General features: G+C 37.0%; 25 protein-coding genes and 1 pseudogene. All 26 read right to left on the bottom strand.

Translation table 11 applies throughout. The annotated features are described in order from the left end of the window. Positions 1–43: 43 nt before the first annotated feature. The 26 genes and pseudogenes from SCRDD08_RS03190 to SCRDD08_RS03075 all read right to left on the bottom strand — a co-directional run bounded on the left by SCRDD08_RS03190 (position 44) and on the right by SCRDD08_RS03075 (position 12,635). On the bottom strand, positions 44–1,429 hold the full coding sequence (locus SCRDD08_RS03190) for an amino acid permease (RefSeq protein WP_061422413.1): 1,386 nt from the start codon (positions 1,427–1,429) through the stop codon (positions 44–46). Positions 1,430–1,611: 182 nt separating this feature from the next. Further along, a pseudogene (locus SCRDD08_RS12185) lies at positions 1,612–1,833 on the bottom strand (hypothetical protein); the annotation flags it as partial. Then, positions 1,805–2,548: a GNAT family N-acetyltransferase gene (locus SCRDD08_RS03180; protein ID WP_061422412.1), complete on the bottom strand. Its 744-nt coding sequence runs from the start codon at positions 2,546–2,548 to the stop codon at positions 1,805–1,807. The pseudogene SCRDD08_RS12185 and the gene SCRDD08_RS03180, both read right to left, overlap by 29 nt. Positions 2,549–2,568: 20 nt before the next feature. Further along, positions 2,569–3,267, bottom strand: a complete 699-nt coding sequence (locus SCRDD08_RS03175; protein ID WP_061422411.1) for a 3-oxoacyl-ACP reductase — start codon at positions 3,265–3,267, stop codon at positions 2,569–2,571. Beyond that, positions 3,260–3,496 carry a DUF2829 domain-containing protein gene (locus SCRDD08_RS03170; protein ID WP_002899859.1) on the bottom strand — a complete coding sequence of 79 codons (237 nt, stop codon included), beginning with the start codon at positions 3,494–3,496 and terminating at the stop codon, positions 3,260–3,262. The genes SCRDD08_RS03175 and SCRDD08_RS03170 overlap by 8 nt, the downstream gene beginning before the upstream one ends. A 62-nt stretch (positions 3,497–3,558) precedes the next feature. Continuing rightward, positions 3,559–4,017, bottom strand: a complete 459-nt coding sequence (locus SCRDD08_RS03165; RefSeq protein ID WP_061422410.1) for a GNAT family N-acetyltransferase — start codon at positions 4,015–4,017, stop codon at positions 3,559–3,561. A 15-nt stretch (positions 4,018–4,032) separates the two neighbouring features. After that, positions 4,033–4,458, bottom strand: coding sequence for a GNAT family N-acetyltransferase (locus tag SCRDD08_RS03160; RefSeq protein WP_061422409.1), 426 nt, complete (start codon positions 4,456–4,458; stop codon positions 4,033–4,035). Between the two features lie 176 nt (positions 4,459–4,634). After that, positions 4,635–4,880, bottom strand: coding sequence for a hypothetical protein (locus SCRDD08_RS03155; protein WP_061422408.1), 246 nt, complete (start codon positions 4,878–4,880; stop codon positions 4,635–4,637). An 89-nt stretch (positions 4,881–4,969) separates the two neighbouring features. Continuing rightward, positions 4,970–5,425, bottom strand: a complete 456-nt coding sequence (locus SCRDD08_RS03150) for a hypothetical protein (protein WP_061422407.1) — start codon at positions 5,423–5,425, stop codon at positions 4,970–4,972. A 6-nt stretch (positions 5,426–5,431) separates the two neighbouring features. Then, entirely contained in the window at positions 5,432–5,932 is a 501-nt protein-coding gene (locus SCRDD08_RS03145; protein ID WP_061422406.1) for a hypothetical protein, read from the bottom strand. Between the two features lie 219 nt (positions 5,933–6,151). Continuing rightward, complete coding sequence (locus SCRDD08_RS03140) at positions 6,152–6,799, bottom strand: imm11 family protein (RefSeq protein ID WP_061422405.1); 648 nt, start codon at positions 6,797–6,799, stop codon at positions 6,152–6,154. Next, positions 6,799–7,311 carry an AHH domain-containing protein gene (locus SCRDD08_RS03135; protein WP_061422404.1) on the bottom strand — a complete coding sequence of 171 codons (513 nt, stop codon included), beginning with the start codon at positions 7,309–7,311 and terminating at the stop codon, positions 6,799–6,801. Before SCRDD08_RS03135 ends, SCRDD08_RS03140 begins: the two co-directional genes overlap by 1 nt. Further along, positions 7,290–7,508: a pre-toxin TG domain-containing protein gene (locus tag SCRDD08_RS03130; RefSeq protein WP_061422403.1), complete on the bottom strand. Its 219-nt coding sequence runs from the start codon at positions 7,506–7,508 to the stop codon at positions 7,290–7,292. Before SCRDD08_RS03130 ends, SCRDD08_RS03135 begins: the two co-directional genes overlap by 22 nt. Before the next feature lie 205 nt (positions 7,509–7,713). After that, entirely contained in the window at positions 7,714–8,208 is a 495-nt protein-coding gene (locus SCRDD08_RS03125) for a hypothetical protein (protein WP_061422402.1), read from the bottom strand. 9 nt (positions 8,209–8,217) lie between these two features. Next, a complete protein-coding gene (locus SCRDD08_RS12180) occupies positions 8,218–8,283 on the bottom strand; it encodes a hypothetical protein (protein ID WP_223367802.1) in 66 nt (21 codons plus the stop codon). Continuing rightward, the gene (locus SCRDD08_RS03120) at positions 8,280–8,564 is read right to left on the bottom strand and encodes a hypothetical protein (RefSeq protein WP_223367651.1); all 285 of its coding nucleotides are present in this window, start codon (positions 8,562–8,564) and stop codon (positions 8,280–8,282) included. The genes SCRDD08_RS12180 and SCRDD08_RS03120 overlap by 4 nt, the downstream gene beginning before the upstream one ends. 198 nt (positions 8,565–8,762) lie before the next feature. Continuing rightward, a complete protein-coding gene (locus tag SCRDD08_RS03115) occupies positions 8,763–9,143 on the bottom strand; it encodes a hypothetical protein (protein WP_061422400.1) in 381 nt (126 codons plus the stop codon). Next, the gene (locus tag SCRDD08_RS03110; RefSeq protein WP_061422399.1) at positions 9,130–9,624 is read right to left on the bottom strand and encodes a hypothetical protein; all 495 of its coding nucleotides are present in this window, start codon (positions 9,622–9,624) and stop codon (positions 9,130–9,132) included. The genes SCRDD08_RS03115 and SCRDD08_RS03110 overlap by 14 nt, the downstream gene beginning before the upstream one ends. Before the next feature lie 38 nt (positions 9,625–9,662). After that, a complete protein-coding gene (locus tag SCRDD08_RS03105; protein WP_061422398.1) occupies positions 9,663–9,977 on the bottom strand; it encodes a hypothetical protein in 315 nt (104 codons plus the stop codon). Continuing rightward, the gene (locus SCRDD08_RS11330; protein WP_155719753.1) at positions 9,944–10,153 is read right to left on the bottom strand and encodes a hypothetical protein; all 210 of its coding nucleotides are present in this window, start codon (positions 10,151–10,153) and stop codon (positions 9,944–9,946) included. The genes SCRDD08_RS03105 and SCRDD08_RS11330 overlap by 34 nt, the downstream gene beginning before the upstream one ends. After that, positions 10,132–10,464: an RHS repeat-associated core domain-containing protein gene (locus tag SCRDD08_RS03100; protein ID WP_061422397.1), complete on the bottom strand. Its 333-nt coding sequence runs from the start codon at positions 10,462–10,464 to the stop codon at positions 10,132–10,134. Before SCRDD08_RS03100 ends, SCRDD08_RS11330 begins: the two co-directional genes overlap by 22 nt. A 143-nt stretch (positions 10,465–10,607) precedes the next feature. Further along, positions 10,608–10,997, bottom strand: a complete 390-nt coding sequence (locus SCRDD08_RS03095; RefSeq protein WP_231089323.1) for a barstar family protein — start codon at positions 10,995–10,997, stop codon at positions 10,608–10,610. Between the two features lie 76 nt (positions 10,998–11,073). Continuing rightward, the gene (imm40, locus tag SCRDD08_RS03090) at positions 11,074–11,391 is read right to left on the bottom strand and encodes an Imm40 family immunity protein (protein WP_061422396.1); all 318 of its coding nucleotides are present in this window, start codon (positions 11,389–11,391) and stop codon (positions 11,074–11,076) included. A 109-nt stretch (positions 11,392–11,500) separates the two neighbouring features. Next, positions 11,501–11,698: a hypothetical protein gene (locus SCRDD08_RS03085; RefSeq protein WP_061422395.1), complete on the bottom strand. Its 198-nt coding sequence runs from the start codon at positions 11,696–11,698 to the stop codon at positions 11,501–11,503. Between the two features lie 182 nt (positions 11,699–11,880). Further along, on the bottom strand, positions 11,881–12,303 hold the full coding sequence (locus SCRDD08_RS03080) for a hypothetical protein (RefSeq protein ID WP_061422394.1): 423 nt from the start codon (positions 12,301–12,303) through the stop codon (positions 11,881–11,883). Then, positions 12,303–12,635, bottom strand: coding sequence for a hypothetical protein (locus SCRDD08_RS03075; protein ID WP_061422393.1), 333 nt, complete (start codon positions 12,633–12,635; stop codon positions 12,303–12,305). The genes SCRDD08_RS03080 and SCRDD08_RS03075 overlap by 1 nt, the downstream gene beginning before the upstream one ends. Positions 12,636–12,704: the final 69 nt, after the last annotated feature.

Genomic DNA, 12,704 nt, shown 5'->3' with positions numbered 1-12,704 from the left:
AGCCAGTTAGACTGAGAGAAAACACGTTTTTCCTACAAAGGGGTTATTTTCGGAATTTGAACTGGCTGTAAAGACCAAAGACGACAATCCAGACAGCTGATCCGATTGCTCCCACCACCGTTGACTCTTGTAAGAAAAGAGTGACAAAGACAAAGGCAAAGAAGAGCATGGTCAAAGGATTGAGAAACTTGTAGGCTGGCATGAGATAACCATCTGCCATAAAATCTGGTGACTTGCGATATTTAAGGTGGGCCAGCATAGTCAGACCATAAATAGCGATGTAAACACCAGATGAGGAAGCCGTAATCAGAGCAAAGGAGTCCGATACTCCCGGAAGAATCTTGATAAAGGCCGCAAAGGCAATGGTAGCCGCTGAAGCCAAAATCGCATTCTGCGGAACATTTTGCCGAGATAGTTTCCCAGCTCCTATTTTCTCAAGAAAAGGATTGGGCGTATCGTGGGCAATCTGATACAAATGGCGACCTGTTGAGTAGAGGGTCGAGTTCAGTGCGGAGGCCGCTGAGGTCAGAACCACGAAGTTAATCAAGGCTGCCGCCCATTTGAGACCTGCTAACTTAAAAACAATAACAAAGGGAGAGTCAGCCGTTGCTAGTTTTTCCCAAGGAATGATGGCCATAATGGCAAGAAGAGACCCCCCGTAAAACAAGACAATCCGCAAAGGAATTTCTTTGATAGCTTTTGGCAAGACCGCTCGTGGATTAGCCGTTTCAGAAGTGGTAATCCCGATAAATTCAATGGCCTGATAGGCAAAGAAAACCATCTGGAAAGCCATGACAAAACTTACAAAGCCATTAGGGAAAAGATGAAAACCTCGGCCAATATTCCCAAAACTGGCTACTCCGTGAGGCGTTTTAAAGCCTGTCAATACCATAAAGATAGCCGTTGCAATCAAAGCTATGATGGCTACAATCTTTATCATAGCAAACCAAAATTCGACCTCGCCAAAGACTCGAACCGCTATCAGATTGACCAAGCTAAGAAGGGCTAGAAAGACAAGCTGAATCATCCAAGCTGGCCAATCAGGAAACCAATATTGCACATACTGGGCAACAGCCGTAATCTCAGCCATTCCGATAAAAATCAGAGAAATCCAGTAGGACCAACCAGAAAAATACCCCCAGCCAGTTCCCAAATATTTGGTAATAAAGTTGATAAAGGTATGCTGGTCAGGGTCGTAGTAAAGCATTTCCCCAATCGCCCGCATCATCAGATACATGAAAAGACCCGTCAGCATGTAAATCAAGATAATGGATGGACCCGTCAGGCTAATCGAGCGTCCCGCCCCCAAGAAAAGTCCCGTGCCGATGGTTCCAGCAATGGCTATAATCTGAACATGCCGATTTTGTAAGCCTCGTTTCATCCCGTTCTTTTCTGTTTTCTCGTTATTTTTCAACTTATTTTCACTCATTCAATCATTTCCTTTCACAAATCGCTTTATTGTATCACAATTCAAGCAATTCTGCTAGATTTTTCCATTTTATATAAACATTTACTCTAGAAAATTTATGCAAAAAGACAGACTCATAGTTCGTAGAATCATTTATAACAGACAGGATAAAGCTTTGTATGCTGTTCTTATAAAGAGGCTCTATCTAGCTCTAACTCCCTTACTTGTCTAGGATAAACATCCCTATTATCCACCACTTGATGATAATCTGCAAGCAAGTAGCAGTCCTGAAAATTCAGTTCTTCATTTTCCTTAGCATACAAACAGAAATCATCTTCTAGCTCTTCCGATTTTACAGCCTCCATGATATCTTTTAAAAAATAGGTTTGGTTTTCTTCATTGGTCAAAAGTCCCTTTCCATTCATAGGCCAGATAAGCTCCTAGACATTGATAGTCCAAGCTTTCTGCAACCTTCTTGGAAGCTTCGTTGTGCGCATCCCATAGTGGAAAGAGTGAGCGTTTTTGAGCTTCTAAAATCATCCGGGCTCCCAAGATTTTGGCCAAGCCCTGCCTTTGGTAGGCTGGCTTGGTAGCAATTTCAATCTCAAGAGCTCCATGATAGACCAATCCTGTCGATACAGCAGCGATGATTTCCTTATCTGAATAGAGTAAAAAACCAAAGCCACCCGACGCTTTAAAATGGTCAAAATCAGAAAAATCACCCCGCAAATCCTGAGACCAGACTTCCTCAGCCAAACGCTCATAACTCTCCTCAACAATCGGACAAAGGTGGTAGTTTACTGGTAGACTGCTCTGACATTTCTCCAAGGCCTCTGTGTCAAAGTCTGCCCTGTCAGCAAAAGCGTAGCGAGTAAACCGTTGCAACTCACTCTGACTATCCAGAAACTCTTGCCAACTGGGCTCCTCAGAGATAATGACCTTGTCAGCCAAGCTGTATTTTGTGCTATAGTCCTGCCACAAATCCGGATCCACCTGACCAGCTGGAAAAAGAAAGTTCCCTAGTTGGTAAAGGCAAGTTGTCTCAGGCGCATTCATGAAGAATTGCCCTAGACCAGCATCCAAACCGTAAATTACCATATTTTTGGTCCAGGTTTGGAAAAGGTTCTTAGCTTTTTTCATTGTTCGCATCCTTCATTCACTTACTTCAAACTCCAGCCGCCGTCGATTTTGATAATCTCGCCCTGCATAGCAGCTGCCTTACCACTTGCCAGAAAGAGGCTGACATCAGCCACTTCCTGAGGATCCAGCCAGCGCTTGATCGGCGTTTCCTCAGCAACCCAATCTGCCAGCCCGCCTGGCTCAAAATCTGCAGCAGTCATGGCTGTCTTGACAGCGCCTGGTGCCAGGCCAAAAACTTGGATATTTTGATCCGCATAGTCCAAGGCTATCTGCTTGGTCAAACCAGCTAGAGCATGCTTGGAGGCTGTATAGGCAGCACCGCCTCCGCCAGCCAAAAAACTAGCAATCGAGCACATATTAATGATGATACCAGACTTTTTCTCCAGCATTTTCTGCAGGTAAAAACGAGTGATTTTCATGGTTGCGGTCAGATTGAGCGCAAAAATCTGCTCCCAATCCTCGTCACTGGTCTCGTTCAAGGGACGATAATCGTCCAAGACACCTGCTGTATTACAGAGAATGTCCACCTCAGGCAAGCTAGTGAAGAGCGGTGTCAAATCCTCTGTTAAATCCATTTTAAAAAAACGTAGTTCATTTAAAAAGCCAGGATTTTCATCCTTATCTACCCCATAAACGCGGTAGCCATTTTCCAAAAAGGTCAGAGCCTGAGCTCGGCCGATGCCAGAGCTAGCTCCCGTCACCAGTACTGTCTTAGTCATCCACTTCTACCCAATCTGTCGCGAGGACATCACAAGGAGTTGGACTCCACATGGAGAAGCCCTCCCCTTCGCCTGAAACATTGATGAGGAAATAAGGTGTCACCTCGAGAGCCACCCCATTCTGCTCAATCGTGTCAAAGAGCTGGACGTAGTTTTCCGCTCCACCCCAGCCTGTACGCACATATTTTTTCTTGGCCTTAAGGCCTGGTAAAATTTCTTCAAATGTCATGGTTTTCTCCTTTTGTTTATTAATACTCTTATCAAAATTTGCTATTAGCAGTCATAGGTAAGTTAAAGCTTCTTCTCCATCTCCACAAAGAGGTGAATATCGTCATTGCTTTCCTGCGGAATGCGCCTCACCATTTCAAAGCCCATGTTGAGATAAAGCTGCTGGGCTCTTTGGTTAAAATCAGCTACAGACAGTGCTAGCTTCTTGACTGAGAACTGACCGCTGACAAAATCCAAAATCTCCTCTAAAAATGCAGCGCCTTGACCTTTTCCACAGTGCTCTGGCTTCATCCCCAAACCAAGCTCCAAAGTTCGATCTCCTTTCTGCTCTAAGCAGAAAAATCCATAGAGTTCCCCATCTCGCACCACTTGATAATAACGGTCCCCACGCGCTTCTAGGGAGACTATTTCTTCATAATCCTCCAGATCATTTTCCATATCATAAAAGTCATAAGGCGTCTCGTAATGCCAGTCGTTAGCAATTTCCAAAGCATGCTGCTGAGTTAATTGTTCGATCTTCATCTTCTCCTCTTTTCTCTAAAATTCCCAATAAAAGCGTTTCTGGTCTGCTTTTTCGCTACAGCCGAGGTTGCGATAAAATTCATGGGCTGAAGAGCGGGAAATGCCTGAATTAATCCGAATTCCTGTGTAACCTGCCGCTTTTCCCTCCTCACGCAATGCTTGCATTAGCGCTCTGCCATGTCCTTGCCCTTGAAAATCCTGAGCGACAGCCAAAGCCAAGAGATTGAGCAAGTACGGGAAATAGAGACAGTCGTAGCTAGCCGCATGAGCGTAACCTATGACCTGTCCGCCTTCTTCAGCTACCAAAATCAAATGCTGAACATTCTCTAGCAGCCTCTTCAGTTGAGCCTCCGTAGCGTCCCTATCGAAATCATAACCCAAGCACTCAGCATTGAGCCGCTGAATGGCTGCAGCGTCTCTTAGTTTTATTTTACGAATCATTTGTCACCTCGTTCTTCTCTTTATTATAGCAGAAAAGCAGTCTCTTGGACTGCTTTCAATGAACTATTCTCCTATCTGTCCCTTCAACCAAGATTCCGCCTCTTCTAAAAGGATGATCTGTTAGGACATGAAGTTAAACTACCTTATTTCATAGGCCGCTCCATATCTACAAAATCCTATTTCCATTTTTCACTCTTGGAAAACGCAATCATGAGACCAGAACCAGCTAGAACCGCTAAAATGACAAGACAGATATTTTTCAGAGGATAGAGCCAGTCTTTATTTTCCTCATGCCATCTTGACTTCCAAAGCCCAACATAGTCAGCGCTCATATGTTCGGGTTGATTCAGCTGGATATTGATTACAATCGCCAGTAAAAGTAGGGCAAACAGCCAAACCAATAATAGGAAATTTAATCTGATATTTCATATCTATCAACTAATCTGTAATTGAAGACCAATTATTCGTATCAGGAAAATCCATATTCTTGGAAAGACTAATTAGTTTAATATCATTTAAATTTAGGTTTAAGCCAAAATTCTTGAATATTGCCACACCTATCAATACCAGCAATAGTATTTCTGAAAAATTCAACATAGCTAAGATCTTCACTCAAAATTTCAGAACCAATTTTAAGCCAACCTGATTGCTCATCATAATATGTTTCCCAATTTTGAGCATAGTCAATTCGAAAACTATCCCCCCCATTAATATCATTATCTGTAACAACAATTACACCTTTATCAGATTTAGGAGGAACCAAACTTCTTTTTATCCAAGAAAAGTCGTTATGATAACCCCAAAATTGAGTGGACTCCATATTTTCTGAATTAAAACCTAAAAATAAATATATAAAATTAAAAGTAATATCGCTATTTATTGTTGGAGCAGCTATTAATTCCTTTGTATCTATTTTATATATTAACTCCTCTTGCTGATTATACTCTTTTTTTATTATTTTAAACATATTTTCCTACCTATTAGTAAAGTTAAAGTGTACAATTTGATTTGTATCTAAATCAACAACTAATTCCCAAATACCATTGCTTCTTCCATTAAATGAACCCTCCACTTCCCAACGCCAACCATTTGGTAAGTACTTATCTTTTACAGGGATGCCACCATCGATAATTTCTTGAATAATTAAATCTGTCCCAGCATTATCAACGAATGGCCTAGCTTTATCACCTATGTATTTGCCACGTTTAATAACATCATTTGCATGATTTTTGACTGTTTCCGTCATAGTTAATTCAGAAGCTTGTATATTTTTAGAAATAACATCATCACTTCTAGCTACATCTTTTGCCGTATCCGTGGTCTTATCCACCGCCTTGACCGCATCTGCCACATCATCGCCATGCTTAGATAGTTGTTCACTAGCTTCCTTGCTGAACTCCTTGCCAACTTTCTTGCCAGCTTGTTCTGCAGCTTCTTTCGCACCCTTAGCTACTTCATCACTATGCTTAGCCAACTGCTCACTAGCTTCTTTGCTGAACTCTTGTTGGGATCACAGACATGTTCCAATGTATTCTGTAAATGTGATTTTTTGATAATTATAAAGAGTAGAGTAATACTTCAAAATTTCATAAAAACACCCTGAAAGCTAGATTTTTTATTCTAACTTTTAGGGTGCAGGTCTCCTTTCTGTCAATGGACTTCTTCATTTTTGGAGTAGGAACCTAACTGACTATTATTCATATATACCATGTTTTTCTATATATTCTTGTTCCTCATTATCTTCAGCAACTCTATAGAATGCAAAACCAGTCCACTTATGTTTCATAACCATTTGACGAAATTTCTCTGATACATATATCACAGTAAAGTTTTTCGAAGCGCGAAAAACATCTACTCCTTGACACTTTAAGGAGTCTATTCTTTCTCCTTTGGGTTCGAAAAAATAAACATCGTATTTCTCATTATAACGGTATTTACTATTTTTCATATCAAATGCATCAATTACACAGAGAACATGTAAAACAAAATAATTTGTATTGATGCTTCCAGTAGCTACATCAATTAATTTTACAGGATAAAATTCTAAATTGGGGTATTCTTTTTTTAGTATTTTTACTACATTCTTTCTAAATATAGGCCATGAATCAATATTACCTAAGTAATCACTTTCCTCTGTCATCTCCAATGAATTATAATAGAATTCTACATTTGGCCACGACTCTACTTTCTTTTCAGAATATATTATTGTATGAAATCTACCTTTAGGATAATTTTCATATTCGATGTCATTGATATTATTACCATCCCCATAAATATAGCATTTCTTTTTTTCAATAACCTTATCTACAAGATCCATATCATATTTTAATTGATAAAACATTAGTCTAAACCTTTCCAATAATTCGAGTAAAGCATATCAGGATTATTTCTAATTATGCTTCTTACTTCTTTCTCATACAAATCAAGAAATATTTCTTGATTTCCATTTGCTACTCCATCAATAAAATTTAATTTATCTTTCACAAATTCATGATAAGCATTAGGATGCCGACCCTGGTGAGGCAGTAATTCTTTATTCCACATCTCATCTAAATCTAAATTATATCTTTGTACAATTCGTTCAAATTCGGCAGTATATTTTTTACTCTTATTTGTCGCATAGTGATGCATTTGTAACGGCTTGTTTACTTTATTAGCATCTTTAACATCATCCACTTTATCAACCACACGAGCAGCATCTGATGCTTTATCAGCTGCCTTCGTAGCTTTTGAAGCATCATTAACTGCGTCTACTGCATCGAGTGCTTTTTCAAGTTTCCTTAATTTGCCAGCCTTAGCTATAGGATAGAAATTACTTGCAATGTAAACAGCTAACTCTGCACCGCCGCCCAACGATTTGCGTCTTTGCCCGTTAGTGGATCTTTCCCTGTAACTAAACGTTCTCCATTATTCCAGCCTATTAATTCAGCTGCTAAAGTTGGAAGTTTAGCTTTATTTTCTTGGTTAAACTTCACAAATTTTACATTGGCTGCATAGGCATTTTCCTCAGGAGTCATTGGGGGAGCCTTTAGATACTCCTCTAATGTCATCCTATTATTAACTTAAATAAATAATTAAATTCCTATAGTCTCAGACACTAAATAACAATCACTTTTCCAACTTGAAAATAGGAGGAAATTTCTCAGAAATTACATCTATCCAAAAATTAATACCAATTACTTGATAACGATGAAAAAAATTAAAATAGGTTTGTTGTAATTTTTCTCTTAACCTAGTATTCTTATCTAACCTTTATCACTGTGCAATATCGGACCAAAAAGGAATTTGGGGTAAATTAGATAGATTTGTCTCTCTGCTTACTGTGATTCCATGAAAATAATCAGTTAGGCTTTTTGAATAATAAATGATATCTGAACCAACAATTGAAAATACAGGCGAAATTGGAGTATTACATGATGCAATATACCTATGACCAAAAATGGGCAATAATGTTGGGGAATTCATTAAACGACTTAGTATTTCTCCTTTTGCAAGTTCTAAATTGTTTGGAACTTCTCCCCAATTATCGCTCCAATCAACATATTCTATTTCTTCTGCTATATTTTCTTTTATTACTTGTATATAATTACTCAACATCTTAACATTCTGAGGTGAAAAATCACTCCAATCATACCAGTTTTCAGGCAGTTCCTCTATATTTCCATAGACTTTTTTAAATTCGTCAGGCAAATAAACGCTATAAATTTCTTCTATCTTTCTAAACGTTCTGTCATTAAATTTTTTTGACATTGTTTCCCCTTATTTTATTTTTATAAAAGTTTGATAGTGATCTCGAGTATACCAAATGGAACCATCATTACCTATAACAATTCTTTCCGTTCCTCTTGGTACCCTTTTTGATATGGATGAACATCGTACTCTTTATAAGTAATTCCATTAGGAAGGAGTTCTTCACCATTTAAAGGCTTATTTTTATAAAGTTTTCCTCCTTTAAATCCATCTGGTAGATTACCCTTATTGCTTTTAATCTGTGAAATAGTATCTTCAACATATTGAGGAATTTTATTAGCATCTTTGACATCATCCACTTTATCCGCCACACAAGTAACATCTGACTCCTTGTCCACCGTCTTTGTAGCTTTCAAAGCATCATTGACAACGATACTACTTGTTGGTAGCTATACTAGAATGACTTCAAAAAATCAACAACTCCATCATGTAATTTAATTTCTCTCTTTTAAGTTTTTTCAAAAACATTCTAAGTAAATTATTTCTGAAATACTTAGAACTTTTCGATTTATTAACTTAATTAAATTCCTATAGTCTCAGATACTAAATAACAATCAATCTTCCAACTTGAAAATAAGAGGAGATTTCTCAGAAATTACATCTATCCCAAAATTAATACCATTTACTTGATAATGATGAAAAGTTTTGAAATACACTTGTTGTAATTTATCCCTTAACTGACTATGAGTAAGTTCAACAAGAATTCCTTTAGCAATAGATTCCATATTGTTATTATCTAAAATCTCACTAGGATTTAAATCCCAACTTTCATCAATAGCTTTACAAAAGAGTATATTCCCAAAATCAATATAAAAATGATTATCCTGATTCTTTAATCCATCTAGATAAATTTTTAGGTGAGTTCCTTTGTCTAATTTACAACGTAATTCATACCAATCGCTTTCAATCTTATTTCCGACGTTAACCCAATTCACTATCTTCTACCTCATCTATATTAACTTGAATCTCTTCCCCTTGACACAAAATTATGTCAAAAATCAAATTACTAGAAACAACTCGGTAATGTTCCAATTCATTTTTTTCTAATAATCCTCCTGAACTATGAATAATATGTTCAATTAAAGAACTATTTTCTATTCGATAAACAGGATAGTCTTTATCTAATTTATTTAAATGAATAGTTTGGCAAAATTTTGAGAAGATTCTTCTGTCCATTATTTGATAACAATGGCTAAAAGGAAATTTTAAATTTAACGAATGCTGACTCCCTTTTAGAAAAACAGTAGCTAGTTCATAATCGGTATTTTCACTGAATTCTGCTTCGGACTCATATCTATCCTCAAAAAAATTTCCCCACTTTATATATTTCTCATTTTTTACATACTTTTCACTTCTTGATTTATCAGAAATACAAGAGTGGGCAGCCGAGCCTATTCGTTTTAATATATTAGACATGTTATACCTCTTACTAATATTATTAGTATCTAATATTATTAGTATCTAATTTTATAAGGAGCTTTAAACTGAAATTCTAATGTTGGAATTCCATCTTTACTAGTTGGTCTTACTACAACCTTGGTACCGTCAGATAAATTCCCTACTTTTCCGGGACCAGCCACTCTTGATATATTTTTCACATTTTCTAAATTTAATGAATTGAAATCTTCAAGCGCTTTAGCATATCCCCCAGAAGATTGATAGTTTTTAGCAATACTACCTGATTTTGTTATATCATCTAAATCTTTAACAAAATCAGGTACAATTTCTTGACTAGTTAAAGCCTTTGTCTCGTCTTTAACATCATCCACTTTTCCGCCACACGAGCAACATCTGATGCTTTATCAGCTGTCTTTGTAGCTTTTGAAGCATCATTAACTGCGTCTACTGCATCGAGTGCTTTTTCAAGTTTCCTTAATTTGCCAGCCTTAGCTATAGGATAGAAATTACTTGCAATGTAAACAGCTAACTCTGCACCGCCGCCCAAATCATTCTATGCCCACTTGGGTCTGTATAGTTGACGGGATTGTTCTGCGCATAGCTGTAGCGGTTCTGGCTGAGAGGGGCCATCGCTTCACCTGGGTAGCTATCCTCGGTTAAGACAGTGCCTCCCTGACTATCATAATACCTTGCTCGTAAGTAGTCAAGTCCAGTATCGTCGCGGGCTTCGCCATTATAGGCAAATGGATTCCCTGTTGTGTCTGTGCTTGCCTTTCTTGCCCCATAGAGATGATAGCTAGTTGAAGCGACGGCTTGTCCATCTGACAGAGTTCGGTGAGAGACAAAATATCTTTTCATAGCAAAACACCCCAAAGAATTAGACTTTCTATCTAACTTTTGGGGTGCAGTTCAGTTTCTATCAATATTCCTTCAAAAAATATGACCAAATGAAGTTTGATATATCTTTGATAACCTCTATATAATTAGTTTCGACTCTACTCCTAATCATTTTTTATTATATAGACTTGAAAACTCTTTGCAACTCCTCCTACTACATATTTTTTAGCATCATTTTCCCACCACGGCAACACGTCTTCTTTCAGAATTTCTAAAAATAGCTCCTTCGAAACAAGATCATCCGCTAAGAAAGAATTATAATTGTCAAATACAAAAGCATATTTATCTGCTTTCAACCAAGATAGATCAGTTAACCAATCTATAATTGAGCTCCAATTATCCGAATCAGGAAGATCTATAGTGTCCTTAAGAAAACGAAATAATTCATTCTTATTGCGAATTTTCTTCCCGTCGAATAGAATTACAAAATCTTCAGAAGATAGTATTTCGTCAATCTTTTGTTTTAGTATATAGTGAATTTTATTTTTTATCATTTTTTTCTAATCTACTTAATTTTTTTAAACGTTTATAATGGTCATCTGTGTAGCAAACACTTTTATAACTTCCTTATTATTCTGAAACGACTATTGCAAAATAAAAATTTTCTCCATTACTATTTGTATACTGTTTAATATAATTTTTGGCCACAGAAATCGACTTTAGTGAATCATTATCTTTATTTTTAGGAGAATAATACCAGCTATCATAAGTTAAATCAAATATATCACCTTGTCTTGAATACACATCTCCACCAAGAATAATAAACTTTTTTGATTCTATCCAGTCTATATATGCCAAAATATCTTTAAATTTATATGCATAATTTGTAACACCAAACTCTTCTAACGAACTACCTCTATTTTCAAAATTATATTTACTTAATTCCATATTGTTTAGCTCCTACTTTTTAGGTCTAAAGAACCTATGATTTACAGTATTATCAGGTTCAATTATATATTCGAATACTCCATCCTTACCTTTATAGGATCCCGGAATTTCAAGTTTTTTTCCGGACAATACCGTCTCCACCTGTTATTGTTGATAATTTCCCTTCTGATCCAAATGGTTCTACCACTTCTGGAAATGAGTGTAGATCTCCTTGTTTCATTTGTTTTTTTACCTTATCTGTAAATATGATATCTTCTAAAGGATTTATCTTTATCCCATCTTTGACATCATCCACTTTATCTGCCACACGAGCAACATCTGATGCTTTATCAGCTGCCTTCGTGGCTTTTGAAGCATCATTGACTGCATCTACTGCATCGAGTGCTTTTTCAAGTTTCCTTAATTTGCCAGCCTTAGCTATAGGATAGAAATTATTTGCAATATCAACAGCTAACTCTGCACCTGTCTCTTAATAATGCACTATCTCGTCTAACAATTCCAAAAAAAGTTCTGGTCACTCACTAAAACCTTAGAGACTTGAATATCTTGGCATACAATGTCAATTAACATACTTGATAAAGTAATTGTAGCTCGTATCATATTATTTTTCTCTTCAATAAGTCTAATGTCATGTACAGTGTGAGACATGAGATTTTCAAAAGGAATATCTTTCATATTGAAATTTCTTGTGCCAGCCTCACTTTCCCAACATGTCCAACCAGCATCCGTCTCATAGTCAACCTTAAAACAACGGTAGAAAACTATCTCCCAGCAATACTGATCCGATTTGCCATTTTCAACTTCAATATAGAGTCTACATTCATCTCCAAAAAATGAAGCTCTAAAGTCTAATGCATATGCATCCCAGTAATTCGTACTGTCAATCTGTTCTTGAGTTTTTAAAATATTCATTAACTACCTCCATTGTTCCACGGTATATGACCAGCTGGATCTTTTCTACCAACAATTTCTCCATCAATGTTTAATAAATTTCTATTCTCATCATATATATGCCTATGGGGATAGGTTGTAACCTTATCTGGAGGATCCAATTTTATCTTGTCTACACCATTTTTCTTAATATGTACAAAACCATTATGCTCATAAAAAGCCCATCCGCTATTATCAGGTATAGTACTTTTGATTTCATCGAGAGTCATATTTTGCAGTTCCTTCGGAGAAAGTTCATCAATACTCTTCACTACTTTATTAGCATCTTTAACATCATCTACTTTATCAACCACACGAGCAGTATCCGAGGAGGTATTTGCTATTTTAGTGATATTATGCCATTAAAACACTATCTTTAACCA

Source organism: Streptococcus cristatus, assembly GCF_001578775.1.
Taxonomy (GTDB): domain Bacteria; phylum Bacillota; class Bacilli; order Lactobacillales; family Streptococcaceae; genus Streptococcus; species Streptococcus cristatus_A.
The sequence above is the reverse complement of the archived record's forward strand: the minus strand, read 5'-3'. Positions and strand labels throughout refer to the sequence as shown.

Bases quoted from the DNA above. Each gene is read 5' to 3' on its own strand.
- SCRDD08_RS03190 (WP_061422413.1), bottom strand. From the start codon at position 1,429: ATGAGTGAAAATAAGTTGAAAAATAACGAGAAAACAGAAAAGAACGGG.
- SCRDD08_RS03180 (WP_061422412.1), bottom strand. From the start codon at position 2,548: ATGAAAAAAGCTAAGAACCTTTTCCAAACCTGGACCAAAAATATGGTA.
- SCRDD08_RS03175 (WP_061422411.1), bottom strand. From the start codon at position 3,267: ATGACTAAGACAGTACTGGTGACGGGAGCTAGCTCTGGCATCGGCCGA.
- SCRDD08_RS03170 (WP_002899859.1), bottom strand. From the start codon at position 3,496: ATGACATTTGAAGAAATTTTACCAGGCCTTAAGGCCAAGAAAAAATAT.
- SCRDD08_RS03165 (WP_061422410.1), bottom strand. From the start codon at position 4,017: ATGAAGATCGAACAATTAACTCAGCAGCATGCTTTGGAAATTGCTAAC.
- SCRDD08_RS03160 (WP_061422409.1), bottom strand. From the start codon at position 4,458: ATGATTCGTAAAATAAAACTAAGAGACGCTGCAGCCATTCAGCGGCTC.
- SCRDD08_RS03150 (WP_061422407.1), bottom strand. From the start codon at position 5,425: ATGTTTAAAATAATAAAAAAAGAGTATAATCAGCAAGAGGAGTTAATA.
- SCRDD08_RS03140 (WP_061422405.1), bottom strand. From the start codon at position 6,799: ATGTTTTATCAATTAAAATATGATATGGATCTTGTAGATAAGGTTATT.
- SCRDD08_RS03130 (WP_061422403.1), bottom strand. From the start codon at position 7,508: ATGACATTAGAGGAGTATCTAAAGGCTCCCCCAATGACTCCTGAGGAA.
- SCRDD08_RS03125 (WP_061422402.1), bottom strand. From the start codon at position 8,208: ATGTCAAAAAAATTTAATGACAGAACGTTTAGAAAGATAGAAGAAATT.
- SCRDD08_RS03110 (WP_061422399.1), bottom strand. From the start codon at position 9,624: ATGTCTAATATATTAAAACGAATAGGCTCGGCTGCCCACTCTTGTATT.
- SCRDD08_RS03100 (WP_061422397.1), bottom strand. From the start codon at position 10,464: ATGAAAAGATATTTTGTCTCTCACCGAACTCTGTCAGATGGACAAGCC.
- SCRDD08_RS03095 (WP_231089323.1), bottom strand. From the start codon at position 10,997: ATGATAAAAAATAAAATTCACTATATACTAAAACAAAAGATTGACGAA.
- imm40 (WP_061422396.1), bottom strand. From the start codon at position 11,391: ATGGAATTAAGTAAATATAATTTTGAAAATAGAGGTAGTTCGTTAGAA.
- SCRDD08_RS03080 (WP_061422394.1), bottom strand. From the start codon at position 12,303: ATGAATATTTTAAAAACTCAAGAACAGATTGACAGTACGAATTACTGG.